This is a genomic window from Nocardioides flavescens, assembly GCF_009823805.1.
Classification (GTDB): Bacteria; Actinomycetota; Actinomycetes; order Propionibacteriales; family Nocardioidaceae; genus Nocardioides; species Nocardioides flavescens.
The window spans coordinates 461,732-478,232 of the sequence record NZ_WUEK01000001.1; the positions used below are offsets into that span (position 1 = coordinate 461,732).

Genomic DNA, 16,501 nt, shown 5'->3' on the forward strand with positions numbered 1-16,501 from the left:
CCCTACCGGTCCTGCTCGGGCGCCAGCGCCGCGGCGACGAGCGGCGCGAGCTGGCGCATCGCGTGGCCCCGGTGGGAGATGGCGTCCTTCTCGTCCTTGGTCAGCTCGGCCGTGGTGAGCCCCGGACGGTCAGCGGCGACGAACAGCCCGTCGTAGCCGAACCCGCCCTCGCCGCGGACCTCGCGGATCACCCGGCCGTCCATCCGGCCCTCGACGACGATCTCGTCGCTCGTGCCGTCGACGCCGGGCCGGCAGAACGCCACCGCGCAGGCGAAGTGAGCGCCCCGGCGCTCGTCGGGCACGTCGGCGAGCTGGGCGAGCAGGAGCTCGTTGTTGCGGGCGTCCGACTTCGGCGGTCCCGACCAGCGCGCCGACAGCACCCCGGGCATCCCGTTGAGGGCGTCGACGCACAGGCCCGAGTCGTCGGCGATCGAGGGCAGCCCGGTGCGCGCGAGGCCGGCCCGCGCCTTGATCAGCGCGTTGCCGGTGAACGTCGGCTCGTCCTCGACCGGCTCGTCGTAGGCCGGCACGTCGTCGAGGCCGAGCACTGTCACGCCAGGCAGGTGCTCGGCGAGGATGCGCTCCATCTCGGCGAGCTTCTTGGCGTTGCGGGAGGCGAGGAAGACCTGCACGCTCACGAGGCGAGCGCTTCCTTCTGCATGCGGGTCAGGTCGGCGCAGCCCTTCTCGCCGAGGGCGAGCAGGGCGTCGAGCTCGGTGCGCGAGAACGCCGCACCCTCGGCCGTTCCCTGGACCTCGACGAAGGAGCCGGCGCCGGTCATGACGATGTTCATGTCGGTCTCGGCGCGCACGTCCTCCTCGTAGGGAAGGTCGAGGCGCGGCACGCCGTCGATGATGCCGACCGAGACAGCAGCCACCGACCCGGTGAGCGGCTCACCCTTGAGCGCACCGGTCGAGCGCAGGTGCGAGACCGCGTCGGCGAGGGCGACGTAGGCGCCGGTGATCGAGGCGGTGCGGGTGCCGCCGTCGGCCTGCAGGACGTCGCAGTCGAGCTGGATGGTGTTCTCCCCGAGCGCCTGGTAGTCGATGACGGCGCGCAGCGAGCGGCCGATCAGGCGGCTGATCTCGTGGGTGCGGCCGCCGATGCGGCCCTTGACCGACTCGCGGTCGGAGCGGGTGTTGGTCGAGGCGGGGAGCATGGCGTACTCCGCGGTGACCCAGCCCAGCCCGGAGCCCTTGCGCCAGCGCGGCACGCCCTCGGAGGCGGAGGCGGCGCACAGCACGCGGGTGCGCCCGAACTCGACGAGCACCGAGCCCGCGGCGTGGTCGAGCCAGTTGCGGGTGATCTTGATCTGGCGGAGCTCGTCGTCGGCCCGTCCGTCTGCGCGCGTCATGGGCCCGACGATAGAGGAGGCAACCCCCAACGCCCCCGGACGCGTCAGCCAGGGTGGAAGGAGGTCGGATGAGGAGCATCGACCGCGACACCGAGTTCGCCGAGTTCGTGACCGCCCAGCGCCCGACACTGCTGCGCCTGGCCCGGCTGCTGACGGCCGGAGACCCGGCGTACGCCGAGGACCTGGTGCAGACGACGCTGACCAGGTTGTACGTCCACTGGCCGCGGGTGCGACGGGCGGGCAACCCCGTGGGCTACGCCCGCACCGCGCTCACCCACGCGTTCGTCGACGAGCAGCGCCGCGCCCACCGGCGCCGCGAGCACCTGACGGAGACACCCCGCGAGACCACGGCGCCCGCGACCGACCCGGACCTCGCCGACGTCGTCCTGGGCGCGCTGCGGGGGCTCCCGCCCCGCCAGCGCGCCGTCGTCGTGCTGCGGCACTGGCTCGACCTCGACACCACCGAGACCGCCCGCGCGCTCGGCTGCACGACCGGGACCGTGAAGTCCCAGAACGCGAAGGCGCTGGCCCACCTGCGGGCCACCCTCGACCTGACCCTGGAGGACCAGCGATGAACGACCTGTCCGACCTGCTCGACCGCGCCGCGGGACAGGCCGACGCCGTCCACGACACCCGTCCCGACGTGGTCCGCGGCCGGCGGGCGCTCGCCCGCACCCGGCTCCGGCGTACGGCGCTGGGTGCGGTCGGCATCGCCGCCGTCGGGGTCGTCGGACTCGCAGCCACGGGCATCGGCGGCCGCGACCGCGATGCGGCCCCGGTGGCGACCGATCCACCGACCGTCGAGACCACGTCCGCGCCCACCACCGACCCCACGCCCTCGCCCACGCCTCCACCCTCGGCGAACCACGTCGGCATCGTCACGAACACGCCCCCCGGCTGGCAGGTCCAGGGCAACGACCCGTCGACGCTCGTGATGGCCCGCCCCGGCGACACCTCGAGCCGCGACGACTTCGGGGGCAAGCTCGTCCTGATGCTCACCAGCAACCCGCCGAGCGGCCAGAAGCGGGTCCTGGACACCGGACGGGTCGTCTGGGTCGACCGGAGCGCCCAGAGCGGCTACAGCACCGTCGCGGTCCGCACCCGCCAGCCGGCTGAACCGGAGGGGCTGCTCGTGCTGCAGTTCCCCACCGACGCGATCAGCGAGCAGCAGGCGATCAGCCTCGTCACCGACGCGCTGGTGCTGCGCGACGCGGTGCCGGTAGAAGGGTGAGGGTCGGCGCCCAGTCCCGCGCCCGGCGTCCGACCCACGGGGCGCCCTCGCGCACGAGCCACGCGACGTCGTCACGCCAGCCCTGCGGGAGCCCGCCGGACGGCAGCAGCGAGGGCGGCTGGAACTCCATCCCGGCCGCGAGCAGCAGCTCGGCGTGGGCCCGGGCGAGGGCGCGGTGACCGAGCTCGGAGGGGTGCAGCCGGTCGACCGACCAGAACGCCCGCTGCAGGACCTGCGGCTGCAGGGCGAGGTCGACCCGGTGCCCGCCGTACGACGCGTGCACCTCGTCGTAGACCGCGTTGACGCACCCGAGCCGGGCGCGCAGGGGCCGCGCCAGCCAGCTCGGCAGGCCGAAGACGGCCGCGTGGTCGTGGTAGCGCACGGTGAGCAGCTGCGCCCCCGCATCGGTGAGTGCCTCGGCGCAGGTGAGCACCCGCTCGCGCAGGTCGGCCGGGTCGAAGCTCGCGCGCATCGTGTCGTTGAGGCCGACCACGAGCGAGGCGAGGTCGGGCCGGTGCGCGAGGGCGTCGTCGAGCTGGTGCTCCAGCACGTCGGCCGAGGTCGAGCCCGAGACCGCGAGGTTGCAGTAGGAGAGGTCGTACGACGTCGTGAGGGCGGCGGCCAGCAGCCGCGACCAGCCGCGCCACCCGTCGGGCACGGGGTCGCCGACCCCGACGGTCGCGCTGTCTCCGAGGGCGGCGTACCTGACGTACACGAGCCGAGCGTCGCGGCCCGCACGCACCAGGTGGCCGACACGACGTGTCGTGTCGGCCACCGGTGGGTGAAGCCTGGGTCGTGCCGGACCCTCAGCAGCGGGCTACGCGAACTCGATCACTTGAACTCGATCCGCAGCAGCCGCCAGATGCCGATGGCCAGCGGCACGATCAGCCAGATGAAGCCGGAGGTGGCGATCTGGGCCCACTGCTCACCGGTCGGCGAGAAGTCGCCCGAGATGAGCGGGGTCTGCGCGGTGTTGAACTCGATCCAGGGCGCGATCTTGTCGAAGCCGTCGCTGAGGGCGCGCAGGATCCCGACGGCCGTCGGCAGGATGAACGAGTAGACGAAGTAGCCCACGATCGCCGCGGGGGTGTTCATGATGAGCATCGCCAGCGCGAAGCCGACGAAGACACCGATGACGTTGGCCAGCACGATGGCGTTGACGACGATGCCCGTGTCGAGCGACCACGACGGCGAGCCGCCGGTGACGATCCCGAACAGCGTGCCGAGCACCGCCAGCACGAGGCCGAGCACCATGACACTGACCGCCAGGCCGAGGCCGGCGAGGAACTTCGCGAGCACCACGCGCGAACGTCGCGGCTCGAGGGTGAAGGTGACCAGCCCGTTGCGCTGGCTAGCCTCGCTGGTCACGAGCATGATCGCGATGATCGGCAGGAAGTAGCCCAGGACGGCGCCGGGCACCTGCAGGAAGTCCTGGAAGTTCTTCTGGTCGTCGCCGGCGGCGAAGGCGTAGATGACCTCGACCGCGACGACGAGCAGGAGGATCGCGGCGATGAACCAGCGCCCGGCGCGGGTGTCGAGCGCCTTGCGGTACTCCACCTTGGCGAGCCGGGTCAGGGGCACCTGCGGCGTGCTCGCGAGGTCGAGGGGGCGAGGGTTGGCGGTGCTGGCAGAGGTGGCGCTCATCGGGCGGTTCCTTCGGCGGTCGCGGGCGCGGACGGGGTCTGGGCGGGGGCCTCGCGCTGGGTGTCCTCGGTGAGGGAGAGGAACAGGTCCTCCAGTCCCCCGCCGGCCGAGCGCAGGTCGGTCAGCACGATGGCCTGCTCGGCCGCGACGCGACCGACCTCGACCGGCGCGCACTCGGCGCGCAGGCCCGTGCCGGCGGCCGCGACGGTGACGCCCTTGGCCTGCAGGGCCTTGGCGAGCAGGTCGTTGTCGAGGGCGGTGACGTGGGCGGCCTTGGTCTCGGTCCCGGCGAGCAGCTGCTCCTTGGTGCCGCTGGCCACGATGCGGCCGCGACCGATGAGGATCATCTCGTCGGCGATCTGCTCGACCTCGTGCAGCAGGTGGCTCGAGAGCAGCACCGTGCCGCCCCGGTCGGCGTAGTCCTTCAGCAGGCCGCGCATCCAACGGATGCCGGCCGGGTCGAGTCCGTTGGCGGGCTCGTCGAGGATCAGCACGGACGGGTCGCCGAGCAGCGCGTGGGCGATGCCGAGGCGCTGCTTCATGCCGAGCGAGTAGTTCTTGAGGCGGCGCTTGGCCTCGCGGTCGTCGAGGGAGACCATCCGCAGCATCTCGTCGACGCGTGACTTCGGCAGCCCCATCGTCTCGGCGCCGATGGTGAGGATCTCGCGACCGGTGCGTCCGGCGTGCTGCGCGGACGCGTCGAGCAGGACCCCGACGTGGCGGCCCGGGTTGGGGATGTCGGCGTAGCGGTGGCCACCGATGGTGACGCGCCCCGACGTCGGCTGGGTGAGCCCGACCATGACGCGCATCGTGGTGGTCTTGCCCGCGCCGTTGGGCCCGAGGAACCCGGTCACCCGACCGGGCTGGCAGACGAAGCTGACGTCGTCGACGGCGGTGAAGGCGCCGTACCTGCGCGTGAGTGATTCGACGGTGATCATGGCTCCACCCTGCCCGAGCGGCAGGCCCCGCACATCGGACAAGTGTCACGTGTCGGCACCTACCTAAGTAGGGGTCTGCGCCCGACCGCCGCACGCTGCGGGCGACGTACGTCGGTCGCTAGCGTGGCCGCGTGCCGGACAGCCAGGACCGCCCGACCCCGGCGGACTACCAGCCACGGGTCTCGGCCTGGGGCTGGACCTGGCGCCTGCTGCTGACCCTGCTGATCAGCGCCTTCGGCTGGGTCCCGCTCATCGGCGAGCAGAGCCGCGGCCTGCTCGCGATCGACGTCACCGTCGGGCTCCTGGCCTACGTGCTGGCGTTCGGCTGGCGCCGCCGCCACCCGCTGCCGATCGCGGTCGTCGTCAGCCTGCTCGCCGCGGTCTCTGGCATCGCGGCCGGGCCCAGCGTGCTCGTGGCCGTCTCGGTCGCGACCCGGCGCCGGTGGCGCGAGATCGTCGTCGTCGGCTGCGTGGGCTTCGCGGCGGCACAGCTGCTGGTGACCTGGCAGCCGAGCGCGAACGACGCCGACCCGTGGTGGCTGCTGCTCGGGCTCAACGCCTTCGGCACCCTCGCGATCATCGCCTGGGGGCTCTACATCGGCTCGCGCCGCGAGCTCATCTGGACCCTGCGCAACCGTGCGGAGCGCGCGGAGTCCGAGCAGGCGCTGCGGGTCGCGCAGGCCCGCACCAACGAGCGCGCCCGCATCGCCCGCGAGATGCACGACGTCCTCGCCCACCGCATCTCCCAGATCTCGATGCACGCCGGCGCGCTCGCCTTCCGCGAGGACCTCGACGCCGCCTCGATGCGCGAGAGCGCCGGGGTCGTCCAGGCCAAGGCGCACGAGGCGCTCACCGACCTGCGGGGCGTCCTCGGCGTGCTGCGCGACGGCGACGGCGAGCTCACCACCGCCCCGCAGCCGACGTACGCCGACCTCGAGGCGCTGGTCGCCGAGGCCCGCGGCTCCGGTCTGGCCGTCGACTACGACGACCGCGTCGAGCGCGACGGGGCCGAGACCGTGCCCGACGCCGCGGGTCGTACGGTCTACCGGATCGTCCAGGAGGGCATGACCAACGCCCGCAAGCACGCGCCCGGCAGCCGGCTCGCCATCGAGCTGACCGGCTCGCCGGAGGAGGGACTCGACGTCGTGATGCGCAACCCGCTCGGCTTCGGCAGTCGCACCCCGGGCGCCGGGCTCGGCCTGGTCGGCCTCGCCGAGCGCGCCGAGCTGCGCGGCGGCCGGCTCGCGACCCGCGTCGAGGGCGACACCTTCGTGCTGCACGGCTGGATCCCGTGGGCGGCGTGAGGCTGCTGGTCGTCGACGACGACCCGCTGGTGCGCTCCGCGCTGACCCTGATGCTCGGCGGTCAGCCCGACGTCGAGGTCGTCGGCGAGGCCGGCGACGGCCTGCAGGCCCTGACGCAGGTGCGCGAGCTGCGCCCCGACGTCGTGCTGATGGACATCCGGATGCCGCGGATGAGCGGCCTGGAGGCCACGGCCGCGCTGCACGCGCGTCCCGAGCCCCCGCACGTCATCGTGCTCACGACGTTCGACGCCGACGAGCACGTGCTCGGGGCGCTCGCCGCCGGCGCCGACGGGTTCCTGCTCAAGGACACCCCGCCCGCCCAGCTGCTCGAGGCGGTGCGGGCCGTCGCCGAGGGCGACCCCATGCTCTCCCCGTCGGTCACCCGCACCCTGATCGAGCGGCTGCGCGCCGACCCCGCCGCCGACCGCGCCGAGCAGGCCCAGCAGCGCCTCGCCTCGCTCACCGGACGCGAGCACGAGGTCGCCCTCGCGGTCGGGCGCGGCCTCACCAACGCCGAGATCGCCCGCGAGCTGTGCCTGTCGGTCCCGACCGTCAAGGCCCACGTCTCCCGGCTGTTCGACAAGCTCGCCGTCACCAACCGCGTCCAGATCGCCATCTGCGTCCACGACGCCGGGCTGGTCTGAGCGCCCGTCTCCTACAGGTCGTAGACCGCGCCGGTGCGGGCGAGCTCGGCGGAGCCGTCCCAGACCTCGGTGGCCTCGGCGAGCATCGCCTCGGCGTCGTGCCACGGCGGCACGTGGGTGATCACGAGACGGCCGACGCCGGCGGAGGCGGCGAGCTCGCCGCAGTCGCGTCCGGTGAGGTGGATGCCCGGAGGGTTGTCGTCGCCGTGGCGGAACGACGCCTCGGCGAGCAGCAGGTCGACACCGTCCGCGAGGGGCGCGAGGGCGTCGCAGACGGCGGTGTCGCCGGTGTAGGCGACGGTGCGCCCGTCGGCGCTGACGCGCAGGCCGTAGGCCTCGACGGGGTGCTCGACCGGGAACGCCTCGACGGTGAACGGTCCGACCTCGACCGGGGCGCCCGGCGCCCAGGACACGAAGTCGAACTCCTCGCTCATGCCCGGGTCCTCGGGCAGGTCGTAGCCGCGCGCGAGCCGGCCGGGGGTGTCGCTCGGGCCGTGCACCGGGATCCGCGGCTGCGCGCCGTCGGGGTGGTACTTGCGCATGACGTAGTAGCCCGAGAAGTCCAGGCAGTGGTCGGCGTGCAGGTGGCTCAGCAGCACCGCGTCGACGGCCAGCGGGTCGGCGTAGCGCTGCAGCACGCCGAGCGCGCCGCTGCCGAGGTCGAGCAGCACCCGCCAGGTACGCGCGCCGGTGCCGTCGTCGTGCTCGGCCTCGAGCAGGTAGCAGGACGCGGCGGAGTCCGGGCCGGGGAAGGACCCCGAGCACCCGATGACGGTCAGCTTCATCTGAGACCCCCCGCGAACTGGCTGGCCGCCATCATCTCCGCTCCCAGGAAACGGCGCCCGATCGTCTCGAACTCCTGCGGCTCCCCCGTCGTCGCGAAGGTGTACGTCGGCACGCCCGACGGGCGCAGCAGCCCGGTGGTGGTGAGCATCCGGTAGACGTCCTTGGCGCACTCCTCCGCGCTGCTCACCAGAGTGATCGCGTCGCCGACGACGTAGGAGATGACGCCGGTGAGCAGGGGGTAGTGCGTGCAGCCGAGGATCAGGGTGTCGACCCCGGCTGCGGTGAGCGGGTCGAGGTACTCGTGGGCCGCGGCGAGCAGTTCCTCGCCGCCGGTGACGCCGGCCTCGACGAAGTCGACGAAGCGGGGGCAGGCCTGGGTGGTCAGCTCGACCTGCGGGGCCGCGGCGAAGGCGTCCTCGTAGGCCATCGACTCCTTCGTCGCCCGGGTGCAGATCACCCCGATCCGGCCGCTCCGGCTCGCGGCGACCGCGCGGCGAGTGGCGGGCAGGATCACCTCGACGACCGGCACGTCGTAGCGCTCGCGGGCGTCGCGGAGCATGGCCGCGCTGGCGGAGTTGCAGGCGATGACGAGGGCCTTCACGCCCTGGGCGTAGAGGTGGTCGAGGCACTCGAGGGCGTACTCGCGCACCTCCGCGATCGGCTTCTGGCCGTAGGGCTGCCGGGCCGTGTCGCCGAGGTAGTGCACCGACTCGTGCGGCAGCTGGTCGATGACCGACCGCGCCACGGTCAGCCCGCCGAAACCGGAGTCGAAGATCCCGATCGGGGCGTCGGGCGACACCGTGGGGGCTGCGGGAGGCACGGTGTCCGAGCCTAGGCTCTCGGCGCGCCCGCGCGGAATGGACGACGACGTGTCCTCGCGCACGCCTCAGCTGCGCGAGGCGATCTCACCGGTGGTCGGGAACGGGTTGAACCGGCAGCCCTGCAGCCCCTTCGACTGCTGCTGCATCACCGGCGCCAGCTGGCCCGGCCCCGGGCAGCTGGCGTGGCCGAGACCGAGCCAGTGCCCGGTCTCGTGGTTGACGACCATGTGGCGGTAGTCGCGCAGCGCGAGGCCGGCGGCGTTCCAGGCGGGTGACGCGCCGAGCCAGCGGTCCTGGTTGATGACGACGAAGCGCCCGGCCCGGCACGACCACATCGACGAGCAGACCGGCGAGAACGACGGGAGCAGGCTCGCCTGCGAGAGCACGAGCGTGAACGCCCCACCGCGCGCCACCCGGCGGAACTCGATGCCGGCGCTGCGCCAGCCCCGCGGGTCGTCGTACGTCGCCTGCGCCTGGGTGCGGAACTCCCCGAGCCGGGCCGTGATCCGACCGCGCGTCTCGACGCTGTAGCGCACCACGCGGCGCACGTCGACGCGGTGCTTCACCGGCCCGCGGGTCTCGGTGACGGTGACCGGCGCCAGCCCCGGCGCGGTGGCGGTGATCCGCACCTGCACCCGCCGCCCGACGTCCTCGGGCCGCAGCTCGTAGCGCTGCCCGGTCACCCCCGCCACGACCTGCCCGCCCGAGCGCCACTCGTAGGTGACGTCGACGTCCGGTTCGCTCCAGCGGCCCGGCCGCGCGGTCAGCGTCTGCGTGTAGCGCGCCGTCCCCACCAGCGCCTGCCCGCCCGTCGGCGTCAGGTCCGCCGGCGCGGCGACCGCTGGCGACGCCAGAGTCGTCAGCACCAGGAGGAGCAGGAGCACCCGGTGGTTGAGGAAGGACGAAGTCCTGTCTCGAAACCACGCTCGCCGAGACGTGGTCCCGAGACGGCCGTAGCCGGCCTCCTCAACCACCGACGCGGCCGTTCGGTCCACGGTGGTTGAGGAAGGACGAAGTCCTGTCTCGAAACCACCCGACTGTGGCTTCATGCCCAGAGCTGACCCTCGAGGGCGTCCTCCGCCTCGTCGACGGTGCCCTCGTAGGCGCCGGTGGAGAGGTACTTCCAGCCGCCGTCGCAGACGATGAACGCGATGTCGGCGCTCTCGCCGGCCTTGACGGCCTTGGCGGCCTGGGCGAGCGCGGCGTGCAGGATCGCGCCCGTCGAGATGCCGGCGAAGATGCCCTCGAGCTCGAGCAGCTCGCGCACCCGGCGTACGGCGTCCCGCGGGCCGACGGAGAACCGCGCGTCGATGAGGTCGGCGTCGTAGAGCTCCGGCACGAAACCCTCGTCGAGGTTGCGCAGGCCGTAGACGAGCTCACCGTAGCGCGGCTCGGCGGCGACGATGCGCACGTCGGGCTTGGCCTCGCGGAAGAACCGGCCGACGCCCATCAGGGTGCCGGTGGTGCCGAGACCGCCGACGAAGTGGGTGACCGACGGGAGGTCGGCGAGGATCTCGGGCCCGGTGCTCTCCTGGTGCGAGAGCGAGTTGGCCTCGTTGCCGTACTGGTAGAGCATCACCCAGTCGGGGTGCTCCTCGGCGACCCGCTTGGCGACGCGCACGGCCTCATTGGAGCCACCCGCGGCGGGCGAGGTGATGATCTCGGCGCCCCACATCCGCAGCAGCTGGCGGCGCTCCTCGGAGGTGTTCTCCGGCATCACGCAGACCATCCGGTAGCCCTTGAGCTTGGCCGCCATGGCCAGCGAGATGCCGGTGTTGCCGGAGGTGGGCTCGAGGATCGTGCAGCCGGGGCGGAGCAGCCCCTCCTTCTCGGCCTCCTCGACCATCCGCAGCGCGGGGCGGTCCTTGATGGAGCCGGTCGGGTTGCGGTCCTCGAGCTTGGCCCACAGGCGCACGTCGGCGCTGGGCGACAGCCGCGGCAGCCCGACGAGCGGCGTACCGCCGACCGAGGCGAGGAGGTTGTCGTAGCGCATGCCTCCAGCATGACACCCGCGACAGGGGTGCCCGGACCCGAGACGAGCCCTGAGACCCCTCAGACCAGGAAGCGGTCGGGGTCGAAGTCGTCGAGGTCGATGACGCGCACGCGCGGCAGCGGGGCCTTGAACGCCTCGACGTCGTCCTCGAGGTCGAAGGTGTCGAGGTCGAGGGCGTTGAGCCGGCCGGAGAAGAACTCGCGGAAGCCGACGAGCCCGAGCCGGCGCCCGCGTCGCTTCAGCGCGGCGAGGTCGTCGGCGAAGTCACCGTCGTGGCTGACCAGGACGACGTCGTCGTCGCGGTCGACGAGCGCGGCCAGGGTCATCTGGATGCCGACGTCGACGACCTTCTGGTCGGCGCGACCGGACAGCGGGACGGGGCGGTAGCCCATCGCCAGCAGCGCCTGCACGAACTGCGTCGGCATGGTGCCGTTGCTGGCGTTGAGGAAGAACAGCCCGACGGCCGGCTGGTCCCACTCGGCCGCGAGGTACGCCGTCAGGCGCTCCCAGCGCGGCCGCTCGTCGGGGTGCGGCCGTCGGGCGAAGACGTTGGTGCCCAGGGTCGCGTCGATGTTCTCGCCGTCGACGAGGACGATCGTGCGACCCATCGCGGATCAGCCCCCGGCGACAGCGGGGAGGACGACGACCTGGTCGCCGTCCTTGAGCGGGGCCTCGAGACCGCCGAGGAAGCGGACGTCCTCGTCGTTGACGTAGACGTTGACGAAGCGGCGCAGGTCGCCGTTGTCGATCAGACGGTCCTTGATGCCGGAGTGGTTGGCCTCCAGGTCGTCGATGAGCGCCGAGAGGGTCGTGCCCTCCGCGGTGACCGACTTCTGGTCGCCGGTGTAGGTGCGCAGGATGGTCGGGATCCGGACCTCGATGGCCATCTGGTGGTGCTCCTCGGTGCTCGGTGGGTCTCGTGGGTGAGTGGGTGGGTCAGAGCTCGTCGACCAGCTCGATCTCCTCCTCGGAGACCTCGCCGTCCACGATCCTGTAGGACCTGAACTCCACAGGCCCGTCGTTGTTCCCGTGCTCGCGTGTGCTGACGAGCACGTAGTGGGCGCCCGGCTCGGAGGCGAGCCCGGTGTCGGTGCGGCTGGGGTAGGCCTCGGTCGCCGTGTGGGAGTGGTAGATCACCACCGGCTCCTCGTCGCGGTCGTCCATCTCGCGGTAGAGCTTCAGCAGGTCGGTGGAGTCGAACTCGTAGAACGTCGGGCTGCCGGCGGCGTTGACCATCTCGACGAGCCGCTCGGCCCGGTCGCTGCCCGCGGGGCCGGCGACGATGCCGCACGCCTCGTCGGGGTGGTCCCGCTTGGCGTGCGCGACGATCGCGTCGTACGTCGCCCGGTCGAGTCTCAGCACGGGGCCAGCCTAGGGCCCGGAGAGCTCAGCGCTTCGAGAGGGCCATGACGAGCGTCTCCTGCAGGTAGCCCACCCAGTCGTAGATCTCGTGGGCCTGCGCGCGGGGGTCGTCGTCCGGCAGCGACTCCCAGTACTCCTCGTCGCCGTCCTCGACCTCGAGGCGGGTGGCGAGTGCGAGGCGCACGTCGGTGAAGGAGCGCATCCAGGTCTCGGCGGTCGGCTCGTCGAGCTCGACGTCGATCATCAGCCCGTCCTCGGTGAGCTCGGGCGGCAGTCCGGCGTCCTCGAGGGTCTCGATGACCGTGACCGCGGCGGCGGCCTTGCCGTCGCGCAGCCCGCCCTCGGTGTAGCGGCGGAACTCCGAGGCGGCCTCCTCGTCGTCCGGGTACGCCGTGGGGAAGAGCCGCTGCAGGACGGGGTCGTCAGGCTCGGTCGTGGGGCCGGTGAAGTCCATCAGCGCCTCGAACGGGTCGACGTCGTCGCGCGGGACGGCGGCCTCGTTGCGCAGCAGCTCGACGAGCTGGGCCTCGAGGGAGCGCAGCAGGTCGGCCTCGAAGCCGGTGAACGTCGCGATGACCTGCTGGGAGCGACGGTGGCGCTGGAATCCGCTCACGTCCGCTCAGCTCTGCTTGTCGAGGGTCGCCCAGAGGCCGTACTCGTGCATCGCCTGCACGTCGCGCTCCATCTCCTCGCGACTGCCCGAGCTGACGACGGACTTGCCGTCCTCGTGCACCTCCATCATCAGCTTCTCGGCCTTCTTCTTGTCGTAGCCGAAGTACTTCTGGAAGACGTAGGTGACGTAGGACATCAGGTTCACCGGGTCGTTCCAGACGATGGTCACCCACGGCGTCGCGAGGACGGTGATCTCCTCCGGGGTGCTGGTCGGCTCGACCTCGACGGGACTTGCTGCGGCCACTCCTCCATCGTGGCACAGCGCGCCCGTCGGGCAGCACTACGTTGGTCCGGTGACGTCGACGGCCCTCCTCACCGACCAGTACGAGCTCACCATGCTCCAGGCCGCGCTCGCGAGCGGGACGGCCCACCGCCGCTCGGTGTTCGAGCTCTTCGGCCGACGGCTGCCCGAGGGACGTCGCTACGGCGTCGTGGCCGGTGTGGGCCGCGCGCTCGACGCGATCGAGGCCTTCCGCTTCGACGACGAGGCGCTGGCCGCGCTCGAGGGCGTGGTCGACGAGCCCACCCGCGAGTGGCTCGCGGGCTACCGCTTCAGCGGCGACGCGTGGGGCTACGCCGAGGGCGAGGTCTACCTCCCCCACAGCCCGCTGATGATCGTCGAGGCGAGCTTCGCCGAGGCCGTGCTGCTCGAGACCGTGCTGCTCAGCATCTACAACCACGACTCGGCGATCGCCTCGGCCGCGAGCCGGATGACCGCGGTCGCCGGCGACCGGCCGTGCCTCGAGATGGGCGCGCGCCGCACCCACGAGGAGGCGGCGGTCGCGGCCGCACGGGCGGCGTACGTCGCGGGGTTCAGCGCGACCAGCCTGCTGGCCGCCCGCCAGCGGTACGGCATCCCGACGGTCGGCACGAGCGCCCACTCCTTCACCCTGCTGCACGACACCGAGGCCCAGGCGTTCCGCGCTCAGGTGGACTCGCTCGGCGCCGGCACGACCCTGCTGGTCGACACCTACGACATCGCCGAGGCCGTGCGCGTCGGGGTCGAGGTCGCCGGGACCGGGCTCGGCGCCGTCCGCATCGACTCCGGCGACCTCGGCGAGCTCGCCCACGAGGTGCGCGCCCAGCTCGACTCCCTCGGCGCGACCGGGACCCGGATCGTGGTGACCAGCGACCTCGACGAGTACGCCATCGCGGCACTCGCCAGCGCACCCGTCGACGGCTACGGCGTCGGCACCCAGCTCGTCACCGGCAGCGGCCACCCGACCTCGGGGTTCGTCTACAAGCTCGTCGCGCGCGAGGGTGACGACGGCGAGCTCGTCTCGGTCGCCAAGAGGAGCGTCGACAAGACCTCGATCGGCGGGCGCAAGTACGCCCTGCGCCGCCTCGACCCCCGAGGACGCGCCGAGGCCGAGGTGGTCGGCATCGGGGCGCCCGGCCACAACGACGGCGACGACCGGGAGCTGCTCGTGCCGCTGGTGCGCGACGGCGAGGTCGTCGGCCGCGAGCCGCTCGAGGCGGCCCGCGAGCGGCACCTGTCGTCGCGCGCCGAGCTGCCCCCGGCGGCCCAGCAGATGTCGAAGGGCGAGCCGGTGATCCCGACCGTCTTCGAGGGGCACTGATGGCCCGCCTGACCTGCGACGTCTTCTCGGAGTCGCTCGAGGTCGGCACGTCCGTGACCGTGCTGCTCCCCCAGCCCACCGAGGAGCAGATCGGGGTCTCGGGTGCGGACGTCACCGGGCCGCCCCCGGTGCTGTACCTCCTCCACGGGCTCTCCGACGACCACACCGCCTGGACCCGCTACACCTCGATCGAGCGGTACGCCGCCGAGCGGGGACTCGCCGTCGTGATGCCGGCCGTCGGGCGCAGCTTCTACGCCGACGAGGCGCACGGCCACCGGTACTGGACCTGGGTGTCGCAGGAGCTGCCCGAGCTCGTGGCGCGGTTCTTCCGCGTGGCGACCGAGCCGGCGTCGACGTTCGTCGCCGGCCTGTCGATGGGCGGGTACGGCGCGCTGCGGCTCGCCCTCACCCACCCCGAGCGCTACGCCGCGGCCGCCTCGCTGTCCGGGGCGCTCGACGTGGTCGAGCTCGCCGCCGGGCCCCGCACCGCACTCTTCGACCGCATCCACGGCGGCGCGCCCGGACCCGAGGCCGACCTCTTCGCCCTGCTCGAGCGCGCCGAGCACGTACCACCGCTGCACGTCTCCTGCGGCACCGAGGACCCCCTGCTCCCCGGCAGCGAGAAGCTGATCGCCGCGGCGCGCGCCCGCGGTGTCGACGTGACCGCCGACCTGCGGCCCGGCGAGCACGAGTGGGGTCTGTGGGACACCGTCATCCGCGAGGTCGTCGACTGGCTCCCGATCCCGGGCGCGCCGGTCTCCGCTGGCTAGCCTGGACCGCATGACCCGCGCGCTCGTCGTCGTCGACGTCCAGAACGACTTCTGCGAGGGCGGTTCGCTGCCCGTCACCGGCGGCGCCCAGGTCGCCTCCGACGTCGCGGCGCTCGTCGCCGATCCGACCCGCGCGGCGGCGTACGACGTGGTGGTGGCGACCAAGGACCACCACGTCGACCCGGGCGCCCACTGGTCGGCCGAGCCCGACTTCGTCGACTCCTGGCCCGTGCACTGCGAGGTCGGCACGAGCGGCGAGGAGTTTCACCCCGGGCTGCTGCCGGCGGTCTCGCGCTTCGACGCGGTGTTCCGCAAGGGCCGCCACGAGGCGGCGTACTCCGGGTTCGAGGGCACGGCCGAGGACGGCTCGCGGCTGGCGGAGTGGCTGCGCGAGCGCGGCGTCACCGAGGTCGACGTCTGCGGCATCGCGACCGACCACTGCGTGCGGGCGACCGCGCTCGACGCCGCGGCCGAGGGCTTCGCGACCACGGTGCTGCTCGACCTGACCGCCGGGGTCGCCCCTGCGACGACCGAGACGGCGCTGGCCGCGATGCGCGAGGCGGGCGTCACCGTTGCCTGAGGCCCACCTGCGGGTCGACCTCCGCGACGACGGATCGCTCTGGCTGACGCTCGACCGGCCCGAGGTGCTCAACGCCTTCAGCGACGAGATGGCGCTCGCCCTCGCCGAGGAGCTCGAGGCCGCGCACGCGCGCGACGACGTGCGGGCCGTGGTCGTGACGGGGGCCGGCGACGCCTTCAGCGCCGGGGCCGACATCTCGGCCGACGACGCCCATGAGCGCCTCGACGTGCGCGCGGTCGAGGCCGCCAACCGGATGGTGCGCGCCGTGACAGGCTGCGCCAAGCCGGTCGTTGCCGGCGTCCGCGGGGTCGCCGCCGGGGTCGGCTGCTCGATCGCCGTGGCCGCCGACCTCCAGGTGGTCGCCGAGTCGGCGAACTTCTTGCTGGCCTTCGCCCGGATCGGCCTGATGCCCGACGGCGGCACGTCGGCCACCGTCGCCGCCGCCGTCGGCCGTCCCCGCGCGATGCGGATGGCCCTGCTCGGCGAGCCGCTGACCGGTCGGGAGGCCTACGACGCGGGGTTGGTCAGTCACCTCGTCACCGACGAGGAGCACGACGCCGCCCTGGAGACGCTCGTGCGCCGGCTCGTGCGCGGCGCCCCGCTCGCCCAGAGCGCCACCAAGCGCGCCGTCAACGCCGCCACGCTCAGCCAGCTCGAGCCCGCCCTCGACCGCGAGCGCTCCGGCCAGAGCCTCCTGCTCCGCACCGCCGACGCCGCGGAAGGCATGCGCGCCTTCCGCGAGCGCCGGCGTCCGGAGTTCGGCGGGAGCTGAGGCGGCGGCAACCCGTTCGACGGGCCCACGACCGCTCCCCCACACTGACC

22 protein-coding genes are annotated in these 16,501 nt (G+C 73.0%); 8 read left to right on the top strand and 14 right to left on the bottom strand.

Translation table 11 applies throughout. The annotated features are described in order from the left end of the window. Nucleotides 1-2 precede the first annotated feature (2 nt). A complete protein-coding gene (gene rdgB, locus GRQ65_RS02220) occupies nucleotides 3-638 on the bottom strand; it encodes an RdgB/HAM1 family non-canonical purine NTP pyrophosphatase (RefSeq protein ID WP_160874662.1) in 636 nt (211 codons plus the stop codon). Next, a complete protein-coding gene (gene rph / locus GRQ65_RS02225; RefSeq protein ID WP_160874664.1) occupies nucleotides 635-1,354 on the bottom strand; it encodes a ribonuclease PH in 720 nt (239 codons plus the stop codon). The genes rdgB and rph overlap by 4 nt, the downstream gene beginning before the upstream one ends. Before the next feature lie 68 nt (nucleotides 1,355-1,422). On the opposite strand from rph, the gene GRQ65_RS02230 reads away from it, so the two are divergent. Beyond that, nucleotides 1,423-1,929: a SigE family RNA polymerase sigma factor gene (locus GRQ65_RS02230; protein ID WP_160874666.1), complete on the top strand. Its 507-nt coding sequence runs from the start codon at nucleotides 1,423-1,425 to the stop codon at nucleotides 1,927-1,929. Further along, the gene (locus tag GRQ65_RS02235; protein ID WP_160874668.1) at nucleotides 1,926-2,585 is read left to right on the top strand and encodes a hypothetical protein; all 660 of its coding nucleotides are present in this window, start codon (nucleotides 1,926-1,928) and stop codon (nucleotides 2,583-2,585) included. Before GRQ65_RS02230 ends, GRQ65_RS02235 begins: the two co-directional genes overlap by 4 nt. On the opposite strand, the gene GRQ65_RS02240 is transcribed toward GRQ65_RS02235, so the two are convergent. From GRQ65_RS02240 to GRQ65_RS02250, 3 genes are all read right to left on the bottom strand, one after another. After that, nucleotides 2,539-3,300, bottom strand: coding sequence for a GDSL-type esterase/lipase family protein (locus tag GRQ65_RS02240; RefSeq protein ID WP_160874670.1), 762 nt, complete (start codon nucleotides 3,298-3,300; stop codon nucleotides 2,539-2,541). The genes GRQ65_RS02235 and GRQ65_RS02240 overlap by 47 nt on opposite strands. Before the next feature lie 116 nt (nucleotides 3,301-3,416). Then, nucleotides 3,417-4,229 carry an ABC transporter permease gene (locus GRQ65_RS02245; protein ID WP_160874672.1) on the bottom strand — a complete coding sequence of 271 codons (813 nt, stop codon included), beginning with the start codon at nucleotides 4,227-4,229 and terminating at the stop codon, nucleotides 3,417-3,419. Then, nucleotides 4,226-5,167, bottom strand: coding sequence for an ABC transporter ATP-binding protein (locus GRQ65_RS02250; RefSeq protein ID WP_160874686.1), 942 nt, complete (start codon nucleotides 5,165-5,167; stop codon nucleotides 4,226-4,228). The genes GRQ65_RS02245 and GRQ65_RS02250 overlap by 4 nt, the downstream gene beginning before the upstream one ends. Before the next feature lie 131 nt (nucleotides 5,168-5,298). Between GRQ65_RS02250 and GRQ65_RS23710 the strand changes: the two genes are divergently transcribed. After that, nucleotides 5,299-6,471, top strand: coding sequence for a histidine kinase (locus GRQ65_RS23710; RefSeq protein WP_160874688.1), 1,173 nt, complete (start codon nucleotides 5,299-5,301; stop codon nucleotides 6,469-6,471). Between the two features lie 50 nt (nucleotides 6,472-6,521). Beyond that, nucleotides 6,522-7,115, top strand: a complete 594-nt coding sequence (locus GRQ65_RS02260) for a response regulator (protein WP_202387200.1) — start codon at nucleotides 6,522-6,524, stop codon at nucleotides 7,113-7,115. Nucleotides 7,116-7,126: 11 nt separating this feature from the next. On the opposite strand, the gene GRQ65_RS02265 is transcribed toward GRQ65_RS02260, so the two are convergent. The 9 genes from GRQ65_RS02265 to clpS all read right to left on the bottom strand — a co-directional run bounded on the left by GRQ65_RS02265 (nucleotide 7,127) and on the right by clpS (nucleotide 12,993). Then, a complete protein-coding gene (locus tag GRQ65_RS02265) occupies nucleotides 7,127-7,900 on the bottom strand; it encodes an MBL fold metallo-hydrolase (protein ID WP_160874692.1) in 774 nt (257 codons plus the stop codon). Next, nucleotides 7,897-8,721 carry a glutamate racemase gene (gene murI, locus GRQ65_RS02270; RefSeq protein ID WP_160874694.1) on the bottom strand — a complete coding sequence of 275 codons (825 nt, stop codon included), beginning with the start codon at nucleotides 8,719-8,721 and terminating at the stop codon, nucleotides 7,897-7,899. The genes GRQ65_RS02265 and murI overlap by 4 nt, the downstream gene beginning before the upstream one ends. A gap of 66 nt (nucleotides 8,722-8,787) precedes the next feature. Further along, entirely contained in the window at nucleotides 8,788-9,606 is an 819-nt protein-coding gene (locus GRQ65_RS02275; RefSeq protein WP_160874696.1) for a DUF3152 domain-containing protein, read from the bottom strand. Between the two features lie 161 nt (nucleotides 9,607-9,767). After that, nucleotides 9,768-10,715, bottom strand: a complete 948-nt coding sequence (locus GRQ65_RS02280; RefSeq protein WP_160874698.1) for a PLP-dependent cysteine synthase family protein — start codon at nucleotides 10,713-10,715, stop codon at nucleotides 9,768-9,770. A 59-nt stretch (nucleotides 10,716-10,774) separates the two neighbouring features. Then, nucleotides 10,775-11,323 (bottom strand): NYN domain-containing protein, encoded by a 549-nt coding sequence (locus GRQ65_RS02285; RefSeq protein WP_160874700.1) that lies wholly within the window; start codon nucleotides 11,321-11,323, stop codon nucleotides 10,775-10,777. A 6-nt stretch (nucleotides 11,324-11,329) separates the two neighbouring features. Further along, complete coding sequence (locus GRQ65_RS02290) at nucleotides 11,330-11,602, bottom strand: MoaD/ThiS family protein (RefSeq protein WP_160874702.1); 273 nt, start codon at nucleotides 11,600-11,602, stop codon at nucleotides 11,330-11,332. Nucleotides 11,603-11,651: 49 nt separating this feature from the next. Beyond that, on the bottom strand, nucleotides 11,652-12,077 hold the full coding sequence (locus tag GRQ65_RS02295) for a Mov34/MPN/PAD-1 family protein (protein ID WP_160874704.1): 426 nt from the start codon (nucleotides 12,075-12,077) through the stop codon (nucleotides 11,652-11,654). 25 nt (nucleotides 12,078-12,102) lie between these two features. After that, a complete protein-coding gene (locus GRQ65_RS02300; RefSeq protein WP_160874706.1) occupies nucleotides 12,103-12,690 on the bottom strand; it encodes a DUF2017 family protein in 588 nt (195 codons plus the stop codon). Nucleotides 12,691-12,696: 6 nt separating this feature from the next. Beyond that, the gene (gene clpS, locus GRQ65_RS02305) at nucleotides 12,697-12,993 is read right to left on the bottom strand and encodes an ATP-dependent Clp protease adapter ClpS (protein ID WP_337191432.1); all 297 of its coding nucleotides are present in this window, start codon (nucleotides 12,991-12,993) and stop codon (nucleotides 12,697-12,699) included. Between the two features lie 49 nt (nucleotides 12,994-13,042). On the opposite strand from clpS, the gene GRQ65_RS02310 reads away from it, so the two are divergent. The 4 genes from GRQ65_RS02310 to GRQ65_RS02325 are packed head-to-tail and all read left to right on the top strand — an operon-like array spanning nucleotide 13,043 to nucleotide 16,451. Then, nucleotides 13,043-14,329: a nicotinate phosphoribosyltransferase gene (locus GRQ65_RS02310; RefSeq protein WP_337191433.1), complete on the top strand. Its 1,287-nt coding sequence runs from the start codon at nucleotides 13,043-13,045 to the stop codon at nucleotides 14,327-14,329. After that, on the top strand, nucleotides 14,329-15,099 hold the full coding sequence (locus GRQ65_RS02315; protein ID WP_160874710.1) for an alpha/beta hydrolase: 771 nt from the start codon (nucleotides 14,329-14,331) through the stop codon (nucleotides 15,097-15,099). Before GRQ65_RS02310 ends, GRQ65_RS02315 begins: the two co-directional genes overlap by 1 nt. Nucleotides 15,100-15,109: 10 nt before the next feature. Continuing rightward, on the top strand, nucleotides 15,110-15,679 hold the full coding sequence (locus tag GRQ65_RS02320) for a nicotinamidase (RefSeq protein WP_160874712.1): 570 nt from the start codon (nucleotides 15,110-15,112) through the stop codon (nucleotides 15,677-15,679). Beyond that, complete coding sequence (locus GRQ65_RS02325; RefSeq protein ID WP_160874714.1) at nucleotides 15,672-16,451, top strand: enoyl-CoA hydratase-related protein; 780 nt, start codon at nucleotides 15,672-15,674, stop codon at nucleotides 16,449-16,451. Before GRQ65_RS02320 ends, GRQ65_RS02325 begins: the two co-directional genes overlap by 8 nt. The last annotated feature ends 50 nt before the right edge of the window (nucleotides 16,452-16,501 follow it).